Raw genomic sequence first — 21,625 nt, forward strand, 5'->3', positions numbered from 1 at the left:
TCACCTCATCTCTGGTATCTGGATTCGCTCCCTGCCATAGGCGTACAAGGCCAGAAAAATAACGCCGAGATAATTCAGGGCGCTAACCCAGGCACGCGGAGCATCCCCCAAGATTGTGCCCATGAGAAAGCTCATCGCCCATGCCGCATGAAGCCCCACCGCGAGCCCCACCGCTGCCGGTAGAAGCTTGGGGATGAATGTCGCGGCGAGGCAAAACACGCCCACAGTGACCCAAATGCCCGCCCATACGGTGGGGCTTGCCCATCCCTCCAAATAGTGGGCAGGCGTGCGGTCTGGATTAATCAGGGGCGGCACGTAGGAAAGCCCACGAATGATCGTCAGCAGCGCAAGAATAGTCAGCCCGGCTTCGTCCGTTTTAAACCACGATGCTAGCTTGTGCTTCATCATGCCTCGTTTGTTGTGGGGCCGTTGTAGACGGGCAGAGTGGGGGTTTGTGGTGCTGCTTGTTGCTCCCGGTATTCTGCTTGCGCTGCAAGACGCGGCGCCATAGACGGCGTGACACCATCAACAGTCAGGCGGTTAACCAGCGCGGTGATGAAATAACCGATGGCACCTGCAGCAAAAATCGTCCACGCCGGGGCGTCAGCCAGCATGACCGGCAGCGCGCCAGCCACCCACGCTAGGGCCTGCAAAGCAAGCATGATAGAACCCTTGTAGCGCAGCCACCACGGCTGCTCCTGTAGCTCCACCGCCACGGCATCCGCAATCTGCTCAGACACGGAATTAAGAACCGCCTGATTATAATGCTTACCCATTTACTTCTTCCTCCGCTTCAATTCGTCTACTTCTGCCTGAATCTCCACGAGTTGGTGACGGATACTCGCCACCGCATCCGCGAGCGTGAGATTACGGCCTTGGCTATCTTGACCTAGTTGTTCCCAGCCGGGGTAGGACGCCTCAACGTCTACGGTGCCGTCCCTGCGAAGGATCTTGTCGCGCCCGCCGGTTAGCTGCTGCCGAATATCTTTCACATCCGAACCAATGGGGTCGGTGATGCGAATATCGACGTAACGCTTAGTCTCTTCGGTTTTCCGGTCGATGTGGTCGAGTATTTTTTGGATGTCGGCCATGCTTAGCTCCTCCTTGGGTGTGTGTCCGGTGAATAGGGCCTTTAGTTCCGCCTTAGTGCCCCGGTAGGCGTTGATGTCTACATTGGGGCGGCCTGCGACGGTGCCACGAGACCCGTACTGCAAAAGGTCTGGCTTGCGGTCGCCTAGTGGGTAGTCCCAGCCGGGGTGACGGTCGCCGCCCTCGCTGGCGTACAGGCTGCGCGGGTCACCGGCCCCGTTATTCACCCCGTAGTTAGAGGCCCACAGGTTGCCGAGGCCGTTCATGGAGGGTTCTCCGCCGCGCATGTTCTCCCAGTACCAGCGGCCCGTATAGATGCCGGGCACGTGATATCCGCGCCTTTCCAGTTCCCGTTTCGCATCCCACACGTCTTTCTCCACGAGGAGGTAGCGGCGCGGGTCGCTGGCGGGATAATTCATATCGACGGATTCCACGTCTATCCACACGGGCAGGTCACGGCGACCTCCCATTTGCTGGTCGATTACATCGACCTGCTGGGCGATGCTGGTGCCCTCGGATGGGGCGCGCAGATACCAATAAGTGGAAACAAGCATTCCGGCCTGCTCGGCGTCTGCCAAGTGCGAGTGAAACACCCTATCCACGTGGGTACCGTCGCACAGGCGGATGATTGCGAACTCTACGCCCTCCTGCTTGGCCCTAACGCAGCTAAGCCCGTCGTTATGCTCACTAATGTCAATGCCGTAGATGGTGCCGCCCTGCTTCCCCACAGGACGAGCAACAGACTCGCCGGGCTGCACCGCGTTAGCGAGATACGGGGCGGGGTCTTGATGAGCACCACCTAGGCGACCCGGCGACCCCCACACCTCGAAGTGTAGGTGAGGCCCGGTGGACTGGCCCTCGTTACCTACAACACCAATCTGCTGGCCGGCGCGTACACGGTCACCAGCCTTAACCAGAATGCCGTCATGCTTTACATGGCCATAAATGAAATCCTTGCCGACGCTGTCCTGGCAGTCGAGCCAAATCCAGCTGCCGAAGCCGGACACGTTGTAACGCTCTTTGCCCTCCACCACGACACCATCCGCCGCCGCATAGATTGGCGTGCCGATTGGTGCCGCGAAATCCAGGCCAGCATGGAACGTGCCCCAGCGTGGCCCATACCCACTAGACACCTGATAGGTACCCTGCTTCATCGGGTGAGTAACCATATTTCGCCCTCCTTTCGGGCATAATTAAAGCCCCGTGACCTGTGCGGTCAACGGAGCTAGGGTTTGGGCTGGTTAGAGTTTCTTCCAGCCTTGTGGGTACGCTTCGGGGCTGTACGCATTGGTGTTGATAAGGGATTCGTACACCTCGCCGTTAAAGGTAACCTTGTCGCCTTGCTTGTAGACGTCGTGAGCGCCGGTGGGCTGCTTGAATGCTGGGGCGGCGGGCTGCTCGGTAGTCTCCGAAGTCTCCGGTTCGTCGGTAGTCTCCAAAATCTCCCAGATACGCCCATCAAAAGCAAGGGCGCCTGGCTCCCAACTGTTGAGGCCCGCGTGTGTGGAGCGCACCAGCTTGCCCTGGTGGCGTACCACGTCGCCCTGGTGATACATACGGGAATGGTCGGTTCCCGGGTCTTGCCACTCCGGCACCGCATCCACATTCGCCTTAGCCTGCTCCTCGGTCGCAACCTCCGGCTTCTCCAGCTTGCCCGACTCCTGCAACTCGGTCACAATGTCGGCCTGGGCTTTATCAATCGCGGGTTGTGCTGCGCGGCGTTCACGCTCGGGGGTGACTACCCACGACAACAGTTCCTGAAACTCAGCATCGTCGAGTTGCTTAATCTGGTCTTGTAATTCCTGTACGGTCATGGTTTCTCCTTATTCGAGTTTGAAGATTACGAGTGGTTGGTCGTTGCCGGTCTTGGCGAGCACGTACCACATCCAGCTATTTCCGGTCACTGCGCTACCGTTAAATTGGATAGAGGGGCCCATGGATCCACCTGAACGTGCTGTTGCATAAATGGCACCCCCACCAGGCGCGTGAATGAGATAGTTCCCACCTAGGAGTCTGAGTCTGCTATCTCCAGCATCTTCTGCCCACACAGTGATGGGCAGTAACCATTTCCCGTTCGAGAAATTGGCTGTGATGTAGCGCGGAGTGTTTACTAGCCGTAGTGCCATTACGCACCACCCCCAACCAGGTTTAGGGGTTGAGGTAGGTGACTGTTCCGTAGTAATTCCCGTCGATGAAAGGAGTCACGACGCCGGTGCTTGAGTTGATGATGGCACGCCCCGACTGGCCTGTAAGCCCGGTGATCACCATTTGGATATTGGTGTTCGGTCGGAACTCGTTGGGCAGTGTTATGGGTGTGGTGGGGGCATTGAGTACGAGTGTTGTTACCCCGCCTTTTTTGCTGGCTTCCCAGCCTTGCCCGCTGACGGTGGATATTTGCGTGATGAGCTTTAGTGCCATGCCGCCACCGCCTTGTGGGGGGTAACGAAGTTCAGGATATTAGTCATTTGTTTACACCACCTGGTAGATGTTTCCGGTTTGGGCGACTTGGATAAAGTCGCCTTTTTGGCAGCTAGATTCTTTCGTCTTGGCGGCGTCTTCGGTTTCCACCATCCAGACCATGCCGACGGTGCGGGCCTGCTCGGCTGCGATAGCCGTATCCAGCTGGGCCTTAGACACGTCGCCGGGGTCACCCTTAGGGCCAGTCAGGGGTGGGGAAATCATGCCGTTGACGGCGAGTCTGTCGCCTTGCCAGAACGTGTTGTCGAGGGTGTTGGCGATTTTGTCCGCGTCTTGTTTAGCGCTCGTGGCGGATCTGGCTGCGTTCTGCTCCGACGTGGCCGCCTTGGACGCGCTCGTTGATGCCGACGTGGCGGAGGACTTAGCCCCGCTAGCAAACGAGGCCGCGTTGGTCTCCGAGGTCTTGGCGTTTCCTGCTGCTTTCTCGGCGCGGGTGGCTCCGTCTTGGGCTTTCTTCGCGTTCGCTACCGACGAGTCCACGAGCTCGACGGCTTGGGCGGCAAGCTTCTCAATCTCCCGCCGTGTGGCATCATCCGCGACTTTGGCGGCGCTCACAACCTGCTGCAACGATTGCGACGCGCCCGAGCCCACAAGGATAGGGATGGTTTCTACAGGCCGCCCCGCCTCCACAAGCGTCAACACCGCAGGGCCAGGCGAAACCGTAAACGACACCACGCCGCCAGTCACCGGCACACGGTCAGCGCTACTCGTAATCACACCACCAGCCTCCGCACGCACCTCCGGGGCACGCACCAACACCTCACTAACCGCCGCCGCACGCAACGTCACATACTTCAAACTGCCAGAAACACTAGGCATACTTACTCCTTAAAGCTGCTCAACTAATCTCACCGGGCGCGTATCACCAGACACCGGCGTAATCCCCGTAAACGCCATTCCATCAACAGTTCCACTTTGAGGAAGCACGGCCCCCGCCCGATAAAACTTCCTCGTCGCCCCATTATCAGGCGAAGAAAAGACATCGCGACTAGCTACATACGGCTTTCCACGAACCCACCAGACCAACATAATCCCACGGTTCAACAAAGATTTACTAATGCCTCCATAGATAGAATCCTCATACGGCGGCTTCTGCCACCCACCTGAACCATTCGGGACGAAAACAAACTCCATCGGCGCGTTAGGCCACCACTGCTCAATCGTGACGTGCATCCTATTCACGCCGTAATTAGCTACTTCTGGTTCCACAATCAACCGGCGGTTACCCGGACTAACCTCATAGGTGAAGAAATCAATACGTGAATTATTCCCCCACGCATCCGTCATGCGAGCTTCAACCATGACGCGGCCAGCCCAATTACCCACGAAATCCATCCGCATCTTTCGCTGCAAATCAACAGGAGTAATCGTCATAACATCGTCATACGTATCAGTAGTGGTCATGCTGTACTTATAAAACACCCTGGTACGGTGGACTTCTTGCCAAAAGATCGCATTACCCTGAACAAGCTGCGTATCCTCAAGCATCTGCTGGGCTTTCACCAGACCAGTCGATACTTGCAACGATTTATCCGACGCGGTCTTTGCGGAAGCTGCGGAAGACTTCGCATCCGACGCAGTCTGCTGGGCAGCCGCAGTCGCCGCAGCCTGCGCCGTATTAATTTCCGACTGCTGCCGGTTAATATTCGCCTGCGTCGCGTTAACCTGCTGCTGCGACTGATTAACCAGCTGCTGCTTGTTATTAACGTCAGCCTGAACTTCATTAACCTGCCGCTGCTTCGCATTCACATCAGACTGAGCATCCAACGTCTTCTGAATACCCACATTCCAAGCTGACTGCTTGTCATTTACCATCGCCTGAAACTCAGTGAACTTCGCCACGCCCTTGCGGAACTCACCATCGGGGGCATTAATCAACGACGAGACTTCACCAGACGCCCGCTTAGCGTCCGCCGCCGCCGACTCCACCGCCGACTGAATCACCTTCGAATTAGCCACCAGCGATGCGTACCGCTCTGTGTCCACCTTGGCTGCAGCCACAGAAGACGCATACGACTCGGCCGCCTGGCGCATATCATCAGCAGCCTGCGAATTAACCACAACATCAGCATCGAATTTAGCCACCAACCGGCGATACTCCGCCAGCTTAGACTCAATCGTTCCATCAGCGTCCGTAGCGGCCTTAAGCGCCTTATCAGACTTCGAGTTAGCAGAATTAGCCGTAGCCACCGCAGTCGAAGCCTTAGAAACAGCCCGGTCAACAGCCTTAGCCCGCTCCCTGCGCTCCTGCACAATCGCCCGCATCAAATCATCATTCGACCGCAAACGCGCAGCATCATCCACCAACAACGAGCCACCAACATGAACACGCCAATCAACAACGCCACCAAGCTGAGAAACAGCCTCAATCGACGTAACCGGCGCATCAAGAACACGCCCCCAAATCTGCACCGGGACTACATCATCAACATCGAAATCAACATAAGGAACTAGCGAACCCAAGCCAGCGCGTTCAATATCCTGCTCGAAAAAAGCCTCACCATCAGTACGCGAAGCAGCCTCATCAAGCACCTGCTCCACATCCGAAGAACCCGTATACTCAACACGCACCCCCTCCGGGGTGTATTCAGCAGCATTAATGCTCACATCCGAGCGTACAAACCTACGCCCCATGCGCCCCGGCTCAGACTTCAACCTTGCCGCGTACCCAAAATCACGATCATCATCCAACTTCGGACGCTGATCTTCCGGAACAGTGTCCGGCCAGTCAACTTTCCACTGCCCATAAGAAAAAGCAGCAAGCGACCGCAAAACAGTCAACTCGCCACCATCAGCAATAAGCGGATACAAATTACTCCCCCTTAACGTGAGACACACGCACAATCTGGACCGGATGCGGCCACGACTTAAACCCAAAAGCCCGCGGGTCACGGCTTGTGCGAACACGCACCGCATCATCCCCAGGCCACCAAAGGATCACCTCTATGCCCACACCAGCGGAGCGCGCATGCTCCGCCACAGTATCCAATACAGGATCATCATTAACCCGGATAAAAACCTCCGGTGACTCATCCACCCCCGCCGGATACTCAACCACCGCGTGCGGATTATCAGCCCAGCCATACAGCGAATTTACGGCATCGAAAGAATCCTGGATAAGGTCACGGATAACACTGACAGCCGCGCCACGTTTCGTATAGCCATCCGCATTAGTAGCAAACTGCAATTGCGCCAAACGCCGCGAAGACGCGTACTTCTCGCCACTAGCGTCAGTATCCCAATCCGTAAACTGAGCCCGCCCCCACTCAACAGGAATAGAAGGGCAAGGCCACCACGACAAACCATTAACCAAATCAACCGCATGCACAGTCAGCGTTGACGGCGCGGACACACCGCCAGCAACCGTATGAGTCACTGTTCCCACACGGCGCTCACCTGGCCGCGCCAGCATCAACAAACGAGTCGGACCAGACGCGGGCACCAGCCGCCCAGCCGCGTCCTGCACACCCAACCCCTCGCCCACCAAATCATCCAGCACCGTATCTCCTGCAGACACGGGAACAACGACCTCGGCAGATGAAGCATCCAAATGCGCCTCGGGAAACGACACTGAAGAATAAGCCGGCAACTCATAAAGCGGTAGGCCGTTCTCATCAAGGATTCCTAACCACTGGCCCTCATCTTTAACGACATAGTCAATATGCTTTCGCCATGAGGTTAAATCCATGGGTCGAGTACTCCAATCTTCCAATTAAGGCGCGCACTTGTTGGGGTGATGAAGGTCCGGGTCTCGTCCACGGGGACTGACTCGCCCACTGCGTCGGTAGCCAAGGTCGCACCAGTGGAAGTGTTTACCGCTTTGCCGGATGCGTTGCGCGCCAGCGGCAGCCGATGTTCACTAGTAACCGCCGGGAGTGTGAATTTCGCGCCAGAAGGTAACGTTACCGGCCCACCGGCGCCATTCCACACAATTTCTGGCCATACAGGAACATCACCCCAATTCGTCACTGTGACACTATTTAACGTGGACGATAGGGTGCATTCCCAAACACCCGCATCAGAAATCAAAGCAACTTCAAGACGCTGACCAGCCTCGGGAACCACACCCGGCGGCGGTAACACCGTCGAGCACCGAACCGGCAACTCGAACCGTTCCTCCGACTCCAACACCAGAGTCCCGTGCCGTCGTGGAGAAAAATCACGCCGTGCCTGCTCCCACTGCTCCGCATCAAAAACAACCAAAGTGAAAGACCCCTCCAGCTGTTTTACAACACGATCGCGGAAATCAACACGGGCACCAGGAACACCCACCGACTCAATTGGCGTGTCCTCAAACACACCAACCAGGCCAGACAACGTGTCGTACTCAATAAACGGCGTGCCAGCCCCACCATTAAGCAACTCATAAGAATTACCATCCGGCGAGACATACCGCATACCCCAACCAGGCATCCACTATTTCCTTTCAACTAGCGACGCGACGCAATAACAGCCGCAGCCGACGGGCGCGGATTCTCCAACCGCTCCACACGAACCCCCAACTCCGCCATCGCAGCCTCCAACTGCTCACGCGAGAACGTATCCCCAGAAATCTGCACAACCTTGTTAGGCTCCGCAGCCATCTGCTTCAACTCAGCGGCAGAATCCGCCTGGAAACCAGCCAAATCAGCCAAAGCCTTACGAACATGCTCATCAGCCGAAGCCCAATACTCCGCCCACGTCTCATGCGAAGCCTTCTCCGATTCAAGACCCTTAATCAGCGTCTCCAACGGGTCAGCCTGCTTCCGGTAATCAATCTCAGCGCGCTGCTTCTCAATCGACTGGCGCAGCTTCTCCTGCTGCGCCTTGAGATCAATCAGAGAATTCTCAAACTTAATCTCATCCAAAGCACGGCCAGCGTCACCCAAAACAGAATTCTTAATCATGTCAGAGACCTTGTCACCGGCACCAAGGAATCCCATCCAACCAGCAGAATTAACCGCCTTATCAATTTCTGCCTTAGTGTCAGAATCCAAACCTGCAAAGTCAGGATGCTGCTCCAGGCGCTTTAGCTGCTCATCAATCTGAGCCATACGGCGCTTATTGCCCGGCATGGTAGTAAACCAATTCACAGGATTAATCCACGTGCCAATGGAAGCATTGTCAGCCTTCAGCTTCGCCTTCTCCGCCATCAAGGAGGCGTAACGCTCCGCAACAGTAGCACCAACCTCATCCATACCAAACGACTTGGAGGAAGCAACAGCCAACTTCTCCGCTGCAAACTGCAACGACGTAGTTACCTCCTGCAGCGACAACACCGCAAGCGTGTGCTTATACGCTGCTTCAAGGTTATCCGCCTGGGCCTTCTTCTCAAGAATCTGCTGACCAACCTGAGCAGCCAACAGCTTCGAATACAGTTCATGCGACTTATCCGACCACGCGGCCATAGAGTCCATAACCTCTTCGTTCGCCCCAACCATTCCCCAACGGAAACGATCGAATGCAAGCGAAAGGTCATCATAGTTAGCGCGTGCAGCGGCCATATCGGCCTTACGCTGCGCCTCAAACTCGGCCTGCGCCTCGGCCACGGTGACAGCCCCTTTAAGCTGCGCTGCCATACCGTCCATCTGAGTAATCCGCAGATTACGATACGCGGCCGCCAGCTCAATCAGGGCCATCGCCTGATCCAACGCCAGCCCGGTAACCTCACCACGCAAATCACGCACGGTATCAGTCAGCTTGGCCATAGAACCAAATGCGTCACCAACAGCGTCCCAAGCGGATGAAATACCCTTAAAGACAGATTGGACTCTCTCATCGATGAAACCAATTATCTTCTTCACCAGTTTGATAGCCGTGGAAGCAAGCTCAATAGCCGTAGCAATTTCTAGCCGGCCGGTAGCTGCCGCAGTAGTCGCCGCAGTCTCACGGGCTTCACTAAGGCCCTTTTCGGCCTCAGCAATCTTGCCAGCGTCACCGTCCATGCGGGCAGCCTTAAGCGTTGCTTCAGCCGCATACAACGCGGAATTAGCCTCAGCCTGCTCCTCATAGGACTTCTTTAGCTTTGCGGTTGCTCCGAGCGCACTGGATACAGAATCAGAAATATCCGAAACCAGCTGGCCAAAGCCGCCCAGGATAGGCCCAAGCTCCTTGAGCAAATCGCCAAGGTCGCCAACAGTCGATGCGTAATCCGCCAGCGTTCCGTGGTTCAAGAAGGACATGATGTTGGCGCCATTATCGAAGCCCTTGACCAGCGATGCTTTACGGGCCGCGGCGACCGTCTTCTCAGCCGCCGCCAGTTCTTCCGCGTATTCTCCAGTAGAACCGGCAGCGTTCTTGCGGGCATCTGCTAGTTCAAGTTCAGCTTTACGAACCTTCTTGTTGGCTGCCTCCTGGGCAGAAGCGTTCTTCTTGGCTTCATCAGCCTTCCCCTTATTCGACTCACGGGCAACCTTCAGGTCACGCTCCGTACTCTCTCGAACCTTGGCTAGCTTTTCTTCTGCCTTCTTCACGTCGGCGTTTTCAGCGGTGGCCTTCTTACGAACCTCCGCAAGGCCCTTTTCGGCGTCTTCCAGGAGTTTCGTTTTTGCGGTCCAGCCGCCCAGGGCACCGCCGGTAGCTTCTTTAATCAGCTCGGAACTGCGCTGCCCGAACAGCTTAGCTATCCCGTTATAGCTAAGGTTTTCGATCCCCTTACGCAGAGACAGAATAGCGTCAACTAGACGATCATCTTCTTCAAGCCCGCGACCGCCCGCGCCAACAAAATCACCCGTTGCTGCAAGGTGTGCAAGCTGCTTCCCAGCAACAGAAAGACTCTTTGTAGCGGCCAAAAAGTCGCGCATGGAATTGTTGGTGAAAACGTACTCGTTCTTACCGGACAAGTTCATGCCCAGCATCCCGGACTTCCACACGCCACCCGTATCGAACAGGCGCACGCCCCTCTTCGCCAACTCAAAGATGCCCTCAGCAGAGCCCCAAGAAACACTCTTGGTCTCTCCGTCAGTGGTCTTAACATCTACACCGTCAACGGAGGTGTTAAGAACCTTATCGGCAGTGCCACTAGCGCCAGCCTTAAGCGGGTGCCACCAAATATCTGTGAACTGGGAATTACGGGAGCCTGCAGCTGGTCCGCCAAGCTGCCCGTCGCCGCGGCCACCGCCCATCTCCACGTTTGTGGATTCGCCATTCGGGCCATACAACGTTCCGGCAGTGTGGCCGCCGTAAGGCCCACCGTTGAAGTACGCGGTCTCAAATGCGTTTTTCCCGCTAGAGCGTCCACGCTTAAATCCATGCGCACCCAACCAAGAACCCTGAGACATGGTCGCAAACTTACGACCCGTGGCGTCCACGCCAGATACCAAAGAAGCAATAGCAGACTGTAGACCGGAGCAATCACCCCAATTAGAATCCAGCCCGCCGCCCCACACATATGGAGTTCCATCCAACGGGCGCGGAACAGGGTTACCGTTAACAGTCGAACCCTTAAGCCACCTGATTACGTCAGAGTAGCCAACTACTCCACCATCAGCGTAGCCGGGTAGGCCGAGGTCGCCCATCTTGCCGTTAAGCTTGCCGCCGTTGATAGCAGCCAGTAGGCGACCGTATTTCTTGGTCGCCTCACGGTTGACGATGAACTCGCCCGGCTCCACGCGGGCGATAGGCTGTTTGCGCTCAGTAGACCAACCCAGAATCGGGTCACGCTCCGAACGCGGCACACCAGGCACATCAGGCAGCACACCACCACGCGCAAACGCAGGCACCACACCACCCAGGTACAGGCCCGGCACGAAACGCTCAATTTTATCCGGGATGACAGCACGAACCGCATTCTCCACCATGCCAGCAGCAGAACGAACACCATCAGCAAGACCACGGATAATGCTGCGACCAGCATCCATCAGCCACGAACCAGCACCAGCAAACGCAGCCCGAATCTTGCCCGGCATCGCACGGAACCCGGCAACCATCTCCTCAATCTTGCCCTTAACAGCGGACACCATACCGGCAACCACGCCACGGAACTGGTTGATAACAGCCTTCGCCACCTCAACAGCCGCGGACACACCGGCCTTCATCAAATCCCACGCCACCTGAAGCGGCCCAGAAACAACACCCCTAATGTGGTCACCCAGGGACGAGAACCGGTTCCCCAGATTAGAGAAGTTACCGGTGAGAATGTCCGCCACGATGCCAAACGTGTCACGCATCGCACCCCACGCGGGCTTAATCATGTTCTCCCACACAGACTTAACCGCCGTGGCAAACACGTTAAACGCCTGCACCAGCACAGTTTGAAGAATCGGGGCAATGAAGGCCGCAGCCTCCTGCACCACGGTTTTCATAAAGTCGAACACGGGCTTAAGCACACCATCCCACACAATCTGGAATGCCTGCGCCAAGACCTCCCACGCCTGCTGAACTAGCTCAAAACTCTGCTTGACGCCTTCCCACCAAAGACCAGCAGCCGCCTTGAACAGCTCAAACACTGGCGCTACCCACGTGTCGTAGAACTGGCCAAAGCCCACCGTGAACTCGGCCCACTTCTCCTGCATCAGACCCCACGCCTCGATAGCAAAGTCCTTCAGCACGACCAGCTTGTCGCGGAAGAACTCTAGAGCCGTGAAAATCGGGGAATCAGGATTCAACCCCAGAGCAGCAGCATAATCAGTGGAGTCACCGGTCTTCCAGAAGTTCAGAGCGCCAGAAACAATCTCTTTAATCTTGCCGAAAACAGCAGAGACCTTTTCCGTAACACCATCCCAAATGCCGATGGCTTTTTCCTTGATGGCCTCAAACGTCGGGCCGAAATTCGTCTTAACCCACTCAATACCGGCCTTAAACTTCTCAACGACCCAATCCCAGCCCTTACCAAGAGCCTCAGTAAACGACGCCCACAGCTTGCGGCCAGTCTCCGTCTTCGTAAAGAACAACACCAGGCCAGCAACAACAGCGGCGATACCAGCAACAATGAGGCCAACCGGCCCCATAAGCACAGCCATCGCAGCCTTGAGGCCCGTCATCGCTTTCCCCGCCACGGCAGCAATCTTCGCCATGCCACCAAGCGCAGTAACAGCCGACGCTACAGTCGAAATGCCAACAATGGCAGCGGCCACCGTGCCCACTGCGCCAGCTAACGTCAAAAACAGCTTAGGGTGCTTGCCGACCTGCGCAGAAACTTTCGCAAAGGCTTCAGTTACCAACGCCATCACCGGCAACAGTGCAGTGCCGATAGTTTCCTTAGCGTCATCAAGTTTGGCCTTCGCAACCTGCGTTTTATGCGCAGCGGTATCCGTTTCACGCGCAAACTGGCCTTGTGCCGACGCGGACTGCTCCGTCAACAGCGCCAGCGTGGCCTGAGCCTTAGCCTGCTTCTCAGCCTCACCAGTCAGGCCATCCAGCCCCATCTCGGCCATCTTGGCTTTAATATCAGCCTGCTTAATCGAAATGCCGTAGCGCTCAATCGGGTCAGTCTCGCCACGCAGCACCGCGCCCAACGCAGACACTGCATCAGACGTAGGGCCACCAAACGTGGCAGCAAGGTCAGCACCCATCGCGACCAGGTCAGCAGACTTCCCGCCAAGCTCCTCCATCGGAGTGCCTAAGTTCTTCAGCATCGCACCCATATAGGATGCCTGCTCACGATACTCACGCCCCGACAGGCCAACAGAGTCGGCAGCCGTCTTAGACAGGTTATTAATCTTTGCAGAGTGCTCACCAAAGATGGATTCCACCGCGCCATAGGACTGCTCGGCCTCAGCCGCGTAATCAGCCGCACCCTTACCAAGCGCAGTCAAACCACCCAGCGCAACACCAGCATGAACCCTAAACTTGTTGGAAAAGTCCACCACCGACGACCCGGCCTTACCCACCGCCGACGACAGTTTCTGGCCGAAAGACTTACCCGCCTTCTCCGCCTCACTGTTCAGGGCTTTCGACACGTCGTCGCCAATAATCTTGCCGACCTTCGTGCCCTCACCCTTCACGGCGCGGCCCATGGCATCGGTAATCTCCTTACCAAGGTCACCGCCCGCGTCCTTGCCCTTACCCTTCAGGGCGTTGGACATGCCGTCGGCTAGCTTCTTACCGGCATCCTTACCATCCGAATCCAGGCCGGAGAGGGACTTCTTAATACCCTCTGCCAGCTTCGACGTATCCGGCATGATGGTGATATAAGCAGAAGCCAGATTCATAGTCGGCATAACAAGTCCTTCCTAAAGCAGTGTTCTAAGCCCAGCCCAGGGCCTTCGCAGTCTCAGCGGTAGACCACACCTCACCGGTGACGCGGCCACTAGAATTACGGTCATTGAGGTCAACTTCCTCAGCCGCAAACTCAGGCACCTCAGAACCACCAGAAGGCGAAGAACCGCCAGCGTGGCGGTAAATCGGGGGCGGCGGCTTATCACCCTGCTGACCCACCAGGGCAAAATGAATCCACCCCAACCGATCAGCGATAATCGCCGCCAAATCCTCCCCAAGACCCCACACAGCGTCCTCCCCCAGCACGACACGAGACAGTGCAGAATCCCGCGACGATGAATCAATAAACGCCACCAAATCCTGCAACTGATAATCAGGATCGCCAGTAAAAAACCAGCGTAAGCGCAAACCAGCGCGCACCAAATCCCCCTCCAGGGCGCGCCGCTGCGCAGGGTCCTCTAGGAGTCCGCAGACTCTTCCGATTCCCCCACCGTTACACCTGCATCCTTCTGCCATGCGGTGACTAGGTCAACCACATCTTCGGCATACATCTCATCAATGATGTCTAGGGTTTCTGGGTCATTCTTGGTGACGAGTTCCAGCAGGCTGTAAAACTGTTCCTCGTCGGCAAGCTTGCGGATTTTGCGGATGATACCGAACGGGAAATTACCGAACTTCGGCAGACTAATGGTCTTGCCCTCGTAGGTGTAAGTAAAAGTATTGGCCTTCGACTTCTTGGTCGTCTTGGTAGTCATGGGAGACCTCCTATTGAAATATGAAATGAAAGATTATGGGAGACGTTTAGGTGGGCTAGGGGCGTCTCCCTACTCCCCTAGCCCGGCGCGACCGCTAGTGGTTATCCCCAGCCGGGGAGACCCCCTCAGACGTGGCGACCTCTTCAGATGGCACCTCAAAGTGCGCGATGAACTTCTTGTTATCCACTGCGAAGCACTCAATTTCGACCTCGTACTTGATGACGTCATCCTTCTTAAAGGTGATGTCACCGACAGACGTGACCTGGCCATCCGGGACGAAAATACGGGCCTTCTTGCCCTCGCCACCATTCATCTCAGCAACAAGCGAGAAGTGTGGAAGCTCGCCAGCAGCATCAGCTACCGTGATGTTCTTCCCCTCGATGGTGACGTTGTCCTTGCCGTAAACCGCCTTAAGAACATTCGCGTTCGCAGACTCAAGGAACGTGAACTTAAGCACCACAGAGTGATCAGTCTCCAGAACAATGACGGTGTCCTTGTTCCAGTCCTTAATCTTCTCCGTGGAGCGGTCAACGGTCTTTGTCAGACCCTCCTCGCCAATAAATCCAGCTGGCTTCGCATTAAGACCAGTGGGAAGCGCAGTGGATGCGTCCTTCGGGAAATTAGTGGCGGTCTTCTGGACGTCACCAATAAGCAGGCCGCCAGATGCCTTCACATCAGGTGCGCCAACGAGCACATTTGAGCGATTACGTGCATCAGCCATTTTTGAGTCTCCTAACTCATGTAATTTGGGCATGAAAAAAGCACCCACCACTAGGCGAGTGCTTGGTACGCATGGCCAGCTAACTGCCAGCGCGTATGCGTTTCTTCAATATCAGGGTCATTTAATTCATGCGGCCCACTCATCTCATCCCACCCAACAATCGCCGGGTACTCGGTAGAGATCGTGAACCGCAGATAGTCACGGCACTGGTACACAGTGCTCAGGACTGCCTCCATGTCTTGCCAACGCCCATAGACCTCAACAATCATGAAGACCTTGTCATACGTAGGGGAATACGCCTCCGGGGCAGACGGCTCCACACGGATAAACACCGGAGGGGGCTTCGGAGGTACACGCGTCGACGCCGGCACCCCAGTCAGGTCACGCAATCCGGCCAACACGTGCTCAACAGCGGTCAGCATCACGCACCACCCAAAGCCTTCAACAGGGTGTTGTGCTTCTTCTGCGAATGCGAGGCCGCATAGTCTGCCGAGCGCACATACACGCGGTAACGAGACTTACCGTTAGCAGTCGTTACGCGACCGTTCGCCTGATAGCGGCGCACCTCCGGCGACGGGGACACAGCCTCAGCACGCTGCCGCACCTTATCGGCAGCACCATCAACCGCAGCCCTAGTAGCAGGCATCGTACGGATCTCCTCAAAAGCGGCCATATTCCACTTAATCGGCTTACCCAACTAGCCCACCACCTTCCTGCAATCAACAACCACCAAACCAGGAGACCAACCATGCCAACCATGATTGAAATCCTGCACATGCCCCTGCACCTGCCACACCTGACCATCCGGGGTACGCACCTGCCCATCAGCAGGCGGCGCATCCCCAGGACGCATGTGAACATGCAGCATGTCCACGGTGCGCAGCACAGAATCACCGTGTTCTTCTTGGCTCATATCTACCCACCACGACGCAACCGGATATTCCACCCAATCACCCGCGGTGGGCCGCTCATTACCAAACCGGTCCACGGTCTTACCAGGCACCATGAACTCCAACGACTGCTTCAGCGGGATAAAGCTCACAACCGCCCCCTAATACGGCCACACCGTGAACACGCGCCCCCGGTAACCACGTAGGCGCTGCTTGTCATTAGCCGACAGCCACACACCATTAGTGGTAGCTCCGGACTCAAACCCAAACGAGCGCGAAAACGGGCCAGCGGACACAGACGTGGACGAGGCGCCTTCAGGCACCGCGCCTTCCTTTTCGGAATAAGCACGCGCCACCATACGGGCAACCACACGCCGCACACGGTCAGGCACAGGCGTATCAAAAGCCGTTCGGCAGTACGCCTCCACCAGGTCGCCAGCCTCTTCAATCAGGGCGGTTACATACTCAGCTTCATCACTCGGAATCTGCTGGTCGGGAAGCAGCCTTTGAACGTCGCTTAGTTCCGCGAGCACTAGCAGCCTCCTTCCCCTCGACAAGACGATCATCAACAGTCGCACCCTCCGGCACCTCATCACCGGCACGCAAGTAAATTGCGCCACCAGCGACGTGGACCAGGATGGTGCCCTCAATGTCAGACTTAACCCGCAAAGTTCAACACCTGCGCAACCATAGAGGCGTTCGGGTTAGTCATCACCGGCAAGGCAAGGCCATTGACGCGTACCCAGTAGGCGTACGGGTCCCACTCCACATTTACGCCGGCAATCAGGCCCGGCGCGTCAGCCGGGGCGATGCCGTACTCGGGGGCGTTCGCCTCGGCGGTGGTGCCAAACACGGTCTGTCCAAGCTCATTGGTGCCAGCAGCCGGCAGCATGAACACCTTATCTGGGGACAGAATCGGCTTCCGCTTACCCGCAATGTTTACGGCACGGGTGAAGCGGGTGAATCCCGGTAGGCCGTAGGAGCCGAGGACAGCGTTGAGCTCATCCAGGGTGGCAACGTTGCGGACAGCGGTGCCACCGATGGCGTCACGAACCTGCTTGTTGCGCTGGAATGCGGAAATCACCTTGTTGGAGGCCAGGATAGTGCCGGGCAGAACACCGTTCTCGTCCTCGTACTTCTCGCCCCATGCAATGAGGTCATCCAGCGGAGTGCCGGTGTCGGCGTCCCACTGGTTAGCGGCCTTGGTGGTCATGTCGGCCTTGCGGCCAAGGTCTTCGTCGGCGTAGAAACCGTTCTCCTTGATGGTGACACGGCCAGTCTCCAGCACGGTACCGCGCAGTGCCTCAATACGGCTCAGGACGGCGTTAGTGGTGTCCACAGTGACCTGACCAATCTTTTCCTCAGCCTGGGTGTTGCCGCCACGTGCGCGAATCTGGTCCAGCTCACCAATACGGTTCTTCTGGGATACCGGCGGCAGCTGCAAAGCTACCTGGCGTCCACCACGCGCACCACCAATAGTGGATTCGGCGTCATAGGAACGGTACTCAGCCGCGTTGACGAGGCCGCCATCAGTGATGGTGTACTTCGCAACATCCGAATCCGTCGGCGTGTCTGGGAAGAACTGCGACAGGGAAATATTGCGGGCGTTAATGTCCTGCTGAGTGCGTCGAGCAAAAACAGTCAGCTCAGACGCGTGAATAACATCATTAGAAAGTGCCATGGTTTAGGCCTCCACCTCTTCCTTAGTAGCGAATACGAACGACGCCGGTACCTGAGTGAGGGTGGTGACGTCAAACGCCTTTTCCGGCAGGAATGCCGGGCGAATACGGCCATGCCACACCATGGGGGCCACCTGGTGGTCGCCGCGTGCTGGCTGGTCAGTGAGCAGGAAACCGGCGAGCTTATCCTCAGCGGCGGCTACCGGCTCATACAGGCCCTTAGCGTCCTGCTTGAGGGGAACGCCGGCGGGGATGAGGTCACCGAAGGCCTTAAAGGCTTCCACCTTGAGGGTGACGGTCTGGGCCTCGTTAGTAGCGTGGGCGGAGCCGAGCCACTTCTGGTTCGAGCCGCCCACCTTCTCATTATCAACAATCAAAGACATGTTCTTTACTTCTCCTTATTCTTGGGGAACATGCGGTCATACAGGTCAGCGCCTGCCGAACTGCCACCGGGGACCTCCACCCCGCGTGGGGCGTAGGCAACACCGGATCGCTTCTCAACGATTTCTTTCAGCTTCTTGTCGAAGTCGTCGGATTCGCGGTCCAGTGCTTGGTAGGCGTCACGGAAGGCGATGGAGTCAGCAAGCTGGGATACCGGCACCTGCGTGCCAATCTCAATCTCCAACGCAAACAGGTCACGGAACATGTTGAGTTCAGACTCAGCGGCCTCACGGCGCTGGTTAGCGTCCCTTGCCTGGTTTAGAGCCTTCTCAACTTCGTCACTCGTGTCTGGTGCGTCATCAACTTTCTTTTGCCAAGACTTGGCACGCTTCTCCCATTCACGGGAGTGCTTTTTCCAGTCCTGAATTTCCGACTTAACCTCTTCTGGGGTCTTGTCGGGGAATACGTCACCCCACGCCTCTGACGTGTCATCAGGGCTTGTAGTGGGCGTCTCACTGGTGTGCTGCACTACCTCTTCGCCGGCGTTCTGCTCTTCTACCGGGGTGTTATTCTCTTTAGCCATTTTGCTGTCTCCTTCTTCCTTTTCGGATTACATGTGGGGGTGAGCGCGACCACCCCACACGTGAGGCGCTCCCGCGCTACTAACTCGGCCATTCCGGCTATTTACGCAGCGATGCCCTGCTCTCGCATCGCCTTAGTGATTAGTTTCATGGTCATTGGCTCCCCCGGGTACTTCTCGGCGGCGTACAACCTGGCCGCCTCATACTCCTCTTCAAAATCAGACATATACCCAGGAAAATTTGCGTCCACCCCGTCGGGAACCGGGGCGGCGACACATTTACAGTGGTCGTGGTACTTCGATCCTGCCGACTGCAAACCGCGCACACGGCCCTTCTTAAGCCGAGTGCCCTTGTCCTTGCCATCGGAATAATGCTTCTTCACACCGGACATGCCGACGAACAGGGCCGATGACTCCGACCCGTACACGGCGCCACGAGACGCCAGAATCCGGCAGAATGAACACGCCCCGGGCTGCGCAACCCTGGCGTACTTCACACCCGTGTTTAGCGCATTCAGGTCAACAGTGTTTCGGCTCGCGCCAAAAATGTGTTTTTGAAGTAGCAGCGCCATGCGTGACGTCGGGTCAATGCGCCCGACCTCATTTGTTGCCATGCCCCACCGAACTTCTTTAGTTAGCTGCTCATAGGTAGGCATGTATGCAGGCAACGCCTCGTATAGGTCGTCGGCAACGATTTCATCCCACCATGTTGCGGTCATCTCAGCAGCAGCGCCACCAAAAGTGTTCACCAAAGCAGAAAGTGCCTCAGTGAGGTAAATGCGTGCCTGTTCGCGCTCAAGATCCTTAGCCCGGCGAATGATCTGCAGTAGGTCATGCATCGCCATTCGGTTTACCTGGTCAAGCTGGTTGCGCATCAAATCCCACTCAAGCTTGCCTCCCGTCACTACCGTCACGGTTCACCACTCCCTCGCCTCGTCGATAGTTCCTCGACAATCTGCGCGTCCTCGGTAGACGTATTTGACTGCGACTGAATCTTCGACTCCACCAACTTGTTTAGCTTTTCTACACGCGCATTTTGGCGAATCTTTGGCCGCTGGTCATCGGGGATTCGTAGCCTATCCAGTGCCCAATCAGACGTGGGGTCAATCCACTGGGATAGCTTCATAATCGCATCCGCGTCCGACGACAGCGTAGGCGACGCCGGGTCCTCCCAACGTTCCTTAACACTGGTGGAAAATTCCGACCACGGAATCCGGTTCCCGTTCAGCCACGACGCCATCCACCCCACTTGGCGTAGGTCAGGGTTAATCAAATCCTGCTGGTTACGGCACCCCAGAATAAGCCGGTCAAGCCACGCACGAATCGCGTCCGCGCTAGGCGGATTCTCAGTCGAAAAACCAAGATAAGCCACCGGGATACCAGTAGCCGACGACATAAGCTGCGAGTAAGCGCGCACCTGCTCAATAAACGGCGTGGGCGGCGACGATGAGAACTGGTGAAGTTCCATCTCGGGTTCGCCTGGAATCTCGGGAGGCGGCAACGTCAACAAGGACCCGGTGGTGGCCCTAAACCCCGCCATGACCTTCTCAGACTCCGACGGGTTATCACCATCCACAAACATGTCCATGGTGCCGTTCTTCAGCCAGCGTTGCGGATAGGTGTAAAACTCGCGGTTTAGTTCCATACCCTGCAACGTTCGGCAGGCCGCAATAGTGTAGTAGCGAACCGGCGTGCTAATCATCGATCGGCCATACCAACGGCGGGAACGAACATTATTACGGATACGCACAATAGACGGCGTACCAAGCGTGTGGGGTACAAAATCATCAACCTCGGAAGAATTGCCCCTAATGTATGCGACACCCTCCGGTAGGTACAGGACTGTCTGCTTATCTCCATCTAGGAGCGTTCGTTCACGCATTCCAGCCACGGGGCGCTGATTGAAGTTATCCCAAATCAGCGTGCCCTCAGTCGGTGGGACCGAGTGCGCTTTCCACACCCCAGTGTCGTCCGGTTCCAAGGCGATAAACCCGATACCGAAGATTAGGGAGTCAAGAACCGCCTCCTTAGTAGCTAGTGGCACCCCAGCCAACTCCGTGACCTGTTCTAGGCCGCGTCGGCGCTGGTCAGCCCAGCCGAGGAAGCGCATGCGCTCCGCGTAGGAGTCCACCACAGTAGCTGGCCAATCAGACGCCACGTTCAGTTTCGCAGCCAACTCCGGCGGGACAGCAATGTTTAGCGTGCCAGTAATGTACTCGCCAGTATAGAAATCCTCGGCAGTCTTATTGGCAGAATACCGACGGTTCCGCGTCCCGTTGAGCACCGACAGAAAATCCCGGTGCGACTCAGACAAACGAGCCATCACAACACTCCAATCTTTCTTTTCTCGGTTCGTTCACGTGGTTGACCCCAACCTGCAGACACAGCCTCAGTCATCGCACGAAACGCCAACATCGCGGCATACGTGCCATCAATTTTGTCCGGCGAATCGGGATAGGCCTTATACAGCAGATACCCGGTTCGGGTTGCGCGTCGGCGTGCGTTGAGCAGGTGGCGGACCAAGTGTGGCGAAGCGCCAATGCTGACCTCTTCCAGCATGATCGCTTGTCGGAAATTCTCGACCCACTCGGACACTGATGATGTTTTCGCCCGTGGCCAGGCGGCAATTGGTGAGTTTCGGGAAACCCTCACCCGTAATTGCCTACGGTATCTCGCTTCCCATTCAGCAACCTGAGATTGCCACCCGGACGGATCGGCATAAAAACCGATGACGTTATACCTGCGGAAACAGTCATCAATCGTGGCTTGAATATCCAGCAGATTCGGTTGCCAGTCCTGTGTGTCGTTCGGGCCTTTCTCCCAAATCTTGATCTCGCAAATGTGCTTGTCCGCAGGACGTGCTGCCACCAGCGCAGTCGCATCCGGGCCTGACCCCCGGAAAGTAGACACGTCGG

23 protein-coding genes and 1 pseudogene are annotated in these 21,625 nt (G+C 56.6%); all 24 read right to left on the reverse strand.

Features of this window, described 5'->3' with window-relative positions; translation table 11 throughout:
- Positions 1-408, reverse strand: a complete 408-nt coding sequence (locus tag HMPREF3169_RS09640; protein WP_141741005.1) for a hypothetical protein — start codon at positions 406-408, stop codon at positions 1-3.
- Positions 405-776, reverse strand: coding sequence for a hypothetical protein (locus HMPREF3169_RS09645; RefSeq protein ID WP_070456279.1), 372 nt, complete (start codon positions 774-776; stop codon positions 405-407). Before HMPREF3169_RS09645 ends, HMPREF3169_RS09640 begins: the two co-directional genes overlap by 4 nt.
- Positions 777-2,258, reverse strand: coding sequence for a peptidoglycan DD-metalloendopeptidase family protein (locus tag HMPREF3169_RS09650; protein WP_083286109.1), 1,482 nt, complete (start codon positions 2,256-2,258; stop codon positions 777-779).
- Positions 2,259-2,330: 72 nt separating this feature from the next.
- Positions 2,331-2,903, reverse strand: coding sequence for a hypothetical protein (locus HMPREF3169_RS09655; RefSeq protein WP_070456281.1), 573 nt, complete (start codon positions 2,901-2,903; stop codon positions 2,331-2,333).
- A 334-nt stretch (positions 2,904-3,237) separates the two neighbouring features.
- Positions 3,238-3,507, reverse strand: a complete 270-nt coding sequence (locus tag HMPREF3169_RS09660) for a hypothetical protein (protein WP_070456283.1) — start codon at positions 3,505-3,507, stop codon at positions 3,238-3,240.
- A 51-nt stretch (positions 3,508-3,558) separates the two neighbouring features.
- Positions 3,559-4,386: a hypothetical protein gene (locus HMPREF3169_RS09665; RefSeq protein ID WP_070456285.1), complete on the reverse strand. Its 828-nt coding sequence runs from the start codon at positions 4,384-4,386 to the stop codon at positions 3,559-3,561.
- A gap of 9 nt (positions 4,387-4,395) precedes the next feature.
- Positions 4,396-6,378: a hypothetical protein gene (locus tag HMPREF3169_RS09670; RefSeq protein ID WP_070456287.1), complete on the reverse strand. Its 1,983-nt coding sequence runs from the start codon at positions 6,376-6,378 to the stop codon at positions 4,396-4,398.
- 1 nt (position 6,379) lies between these two features.
- On the reverse strand, positions 6,380-7,255 hold the full coding sequence (locus HMPREF3169_RS09675; protein WP_070456289.1) for a hypothetical protein: 876 nt from the start codon (positions 7,253-7,255) through the stop codon (positions 6,380-6,382).
- The gene (locus HMPREF3169_RS09680) at positions 7,246-7,980 is read right to left on the reverse strand and encodes a hypothetical protein (RefSeq protein ID WP_070456291.1); all 735 of its coding nucleotides are present in this window, start codon (positions 7,978-7,980) and stop codon (positions 7,246-7,248) included. Before HMPREF3169_RS09680 ends, HMPREF3169_RS09675 begins: the two co-directional genes overlap by 10 nt.
- Before the next feature lie 17 nt (positions 7,981-7,997).
- Positions 7,998-13,706, reverse strand: coding sequence for a phage tail protein (locus tag HMPREF3169_RS09685; protein WP_070456292.1), 5,709 nt, complete (start codon positions 13,704-13,706; stop codon positions 7,998-8,000).
- 25 nt (positions 13,707-13,731) lie between these two features.
- A complete protein-coding gene (locus tag HMPREF3169_RS09690; RefSeq protein WP_148132118.1) occupies positions 13,732-14,058 on the reverse strand; it encodes a hypothetical protein in 327 nt (108 codons plus the stop codon).
- 104 nt (positions 14,059-14,162) lie between these two features.
- Positions 14,163-14,459, reverse strand: a complete 297-nt coding sequence (locus HMPREF3169_RS09695; RefSeq protein WP_070456297.1) for a hypothetical protein — start codon at positions 14,457-14,459, stop codon at positions 14,163-14,165.
- Between the two features lie 94 nt (positions 14,460-14,553).
- On the reverse strand, positions 14,554-15,180 hold the full coding sequence (locus HMPREF3169_RS09700; protein WP_070456299.1) for a phage tail tube protein: 627 nt from the start codon (positions 15,178-15,180) through the stop codon (positions 14,554-14,556).
- Positions 15,181-15,230: 50 nt separating this feature from the next.
- Positions 15,231-15,512: a hypothetical protein gene (locus HMPREF3169_RS09705; RefSeq protein ID WP_148132119.1), complete on the reverse strand. Its 282-nt coding sequence runs from the start codon at positions 15,510-15,512 to the stop codon at positions 15,231-15,233.
- 89 nt (positions 15,513-15,601) lie between these two features.
- Positions 15,602-15,877 (reverse strand): hypothetical protein, encoded by a 276-nt coding sequence (locus tag HMPREF3169_RS09710; protein ID WP_070456304.1) that lies wholly within the window; start codon positions 15,875-15,877, stop codon positions 15,602-15,604.
- The gene (locus HMPREF3169_RS09715; protein ID WP_070456306.1) at positions 15,878-16,222 is read right to left on the reverse strand and encodes a hypothetical protein; all 345 of its coding nucleotides are present in this window, start codon (positions 16,220-16,222) and stop codon (positions 15,878-15,880) included. It abuts the gene before it with no gap.
- Positions 16,223-16,231: 9 nt separating this feature from the next.
- Positions 16,232-16,603, reverse strand: coding sequence for a hypothetical protein (locus HMPREF3169_RS09720; RefSeq protein ID WP_083286110.1), 372 nt, complete (start codon positions 16,601-16,603; stop codon positions 16,232-16,234).
- Positions 16,545-16,739 carry a hypothetical protein gene (locus HMPREF3169_RS13175; protein ID WP_168162632.1) on the reverse strand — a complete coding sequence of 65 codons (195 nt, stop codon included), beginning with the start codon at positions 16,737-16,739 and terminating at the stop codon, positions 16,545-16,547. Before HMPREF3169_RS13175 ends, HMPREF3169_RS09720 begins: the two co-directional genes overlap by 59 nt.
- Complete coding sequence (locus HMPREF3169_RS09725; protein ID WP_070456307.1) at positions 16,729-17,751, reverse strand: major capsid protein; 1,023 nt, start codon at positions 17,749-17,751, stop codon at positions 16,729-16,731. Before HMPREF3169_RS09725 ends, HMPREF3169_RS13175 begins: the two co-directional genes overlap by 11 nt.
- Before the next feature lie 3 nt (positions 17,752-17,754).
- Entirely contained in the window at positions 17,755-18,132 is a 378-nt protein-coding gene (locus tag HMPREF3169_RS09730; protein ID WP_070456309.1) for a hypothetical protein, read from the reverse strand.
- Positions 18,133-18,137: 5 nt separating this feature from the next.
- Positions 18,138-18,713: a hypothetical protein gene (locus HMPREF3169_RS09735; protein ID WP_070456311.1), complete on the reverse strand. Its 576-nt coding sequence runs from the start codon at positions 18,711-18,713 to the stop codon at positions 18,138-18,140.
- A gap of 101 nt (positions 18,714-18,814) precedes the next feature.
- Positions 18,815-19,624 (reverse strand): VG15 protein, encoded by an 810-nt coding sequence (locus HMPREF3169_RS09740; protein ID WP_083286111.1) that lies wholly within the window; start codon positions 19,622-19,624, stop codon positions 18,815-18,817.
- The gene (locus HMPREF3169_RS09745) at positions 19,621-21,033 is read right to left on the reverse strand and encodes a phage portal protein (protein ID WP_070456312.1); all 1,413 of its coding nucleotides are present in this window, start codon (positions 21,031-21,033) and stop codon (positions 19,621-19,623) included. The genes HMPREF3169_RS09740 and HMPREF3169_RS09745 overlap by 4 nt, the downstream gene beginning before the upstream one ends.
- A pseudogene (locus HMPREF3169_RS09750) lies at positions 21,033-21,625 on the reverse strand (hypothetical protein); the annotation flags it as partial. The gene HMPREF3169_RS09745 and the pseudogene HMPREF3169_RS09750, both read right to left, overlap by 1 nt.

Source organism: Corynebacterium sp. HMSC08C04, assembly GCF_001807495.1.
In the GTDB taxonomy this organism is placed as follows: domain Bacteria; phylum Actinomycetota; class Actinomycetes; order Mycobacteriales; family Mycobacteriaceae; genus Corynebacterium; species Corynebacterium simulans.

What these genes read in the sequence shown, in the direction of transcription:
- HMPREF3169_RS09680 (WP_070456291.1), bottom strand. Translation starts at nt 7,980, where the DNA reads ATGCCTGGTTGGGGTATGCGGTATGTCTCGCCGGATGGTAATTCTTAT.
- HMPREF3169_RS09735 (WP_070456311.1), bottom strand. Translation starts at nt 18,713, where the DNA reads ATGGCTAAAGAGAATAACACCCCGGTAGAAGAGCAGAACGCCGGCGAA.
- HMPREF3169_RS09675 (WP_070456289.1), bottom strand. Translation starts at nt 7,255, where the DNA reads ATGGATTTAACCTCATGGCGAAAGCATATTGACTATGTCGTTAAAGAT.
- HMPREF3169_RS09745 (WP_070456312.1), bottom strand. Translation starts at nt 21,033, where the DNA reads ATGGCTCGTTTGTCTGAGTCGCACCGGGATTTTCTGTCGGTGCTCAAC.
- HMPREF3169_RS09665 (WP_070456285.1), bottom strand. Translation starts at nt 4,386, where the DNA reads ATGCCTAGTGTTTCTGGCAGTTTGAAGTATGTGACGTTGCGTGCGGCG.
- HMPREF3169_RS09730 (WP_070456309.1), bottom strand. Translation starts at nt 18,132, where the DNA reads ATGTCTTTGATTGTTGATAATGAGAAGGTGGGCGGCTCGAACCAGAAG.
- HMPREF3169_RS09645 (WP_070456279.1), bottom strand. Translation starts at nt 776, where the DNA reads ATGGGTAAGCATTATAATCAGGCGGTTCTTAATTCCGTGTCTGAGCAG.
- HMPREF3169_RS09640 (WP_141741005.1), bottom strand. Translation starts at nt 408, where the DNA reads ATGATGAAGCACAAGCTAGCATCGTGGTTTAAAACGGACGAAGCCGGG.
- HMPREF3169_RS09650 (WP_083286109.1), bottom strand. Translation starts at nt 2,258, where the DNA reads ATGGTTACTCACCCGATGAAGCAGGGTACCTATCAGGTGTCTAGTGGG.
- HMPREF3169_RS09685 (WP_070456292.1), bottom strand. Translation starts at nt 13,706, where the DNA reads ATGCCGACTATGAATCTGGCTTCTGCTTATATCACCATCATGCCGGAT.
- HMPREF3169_RS09695 (WP_070456297.1), bottom strand. Translation starts at nt 14,459, where the DNA reads ATGACTACCAAGACGACCAAGAAGTCGAAGGCCAATACTTTTACTTAC.
- HMPREF3169_RS09725 (WP_070456307.1), bottom strand. Translation starts at nt 17,751, where the DNA reads ATGGCACTTTCTAATGATGTTATTCACGCGTCTGAGCTGACTGTTTTT.
- HMPREF3169_RS09700 (WP_070456299.1), bottom strand. Translation starts at nt 15,180, where the DNA reads ATGGCTGATGCACGTAATCGCTCAAATGTGCTCGTTGGCGCACCTGAT.
- HMPREF3169_RS09660 (WP_070456283.1), bottom strand. Translation starts at nt 3,507, where the DNA reads ATGGCACTAAAGCTCATCACGCAAATATCCACCGTCAGCGGGCAAGGC.
- HMPREF3169_RS09655 (WP_070456281.1), bottom strand. Translation starts at nt 2,903, where the DNA reads ATGACCGTACAGGAATTACAAGACCAGATTAAGCAACTCGACGATGCT.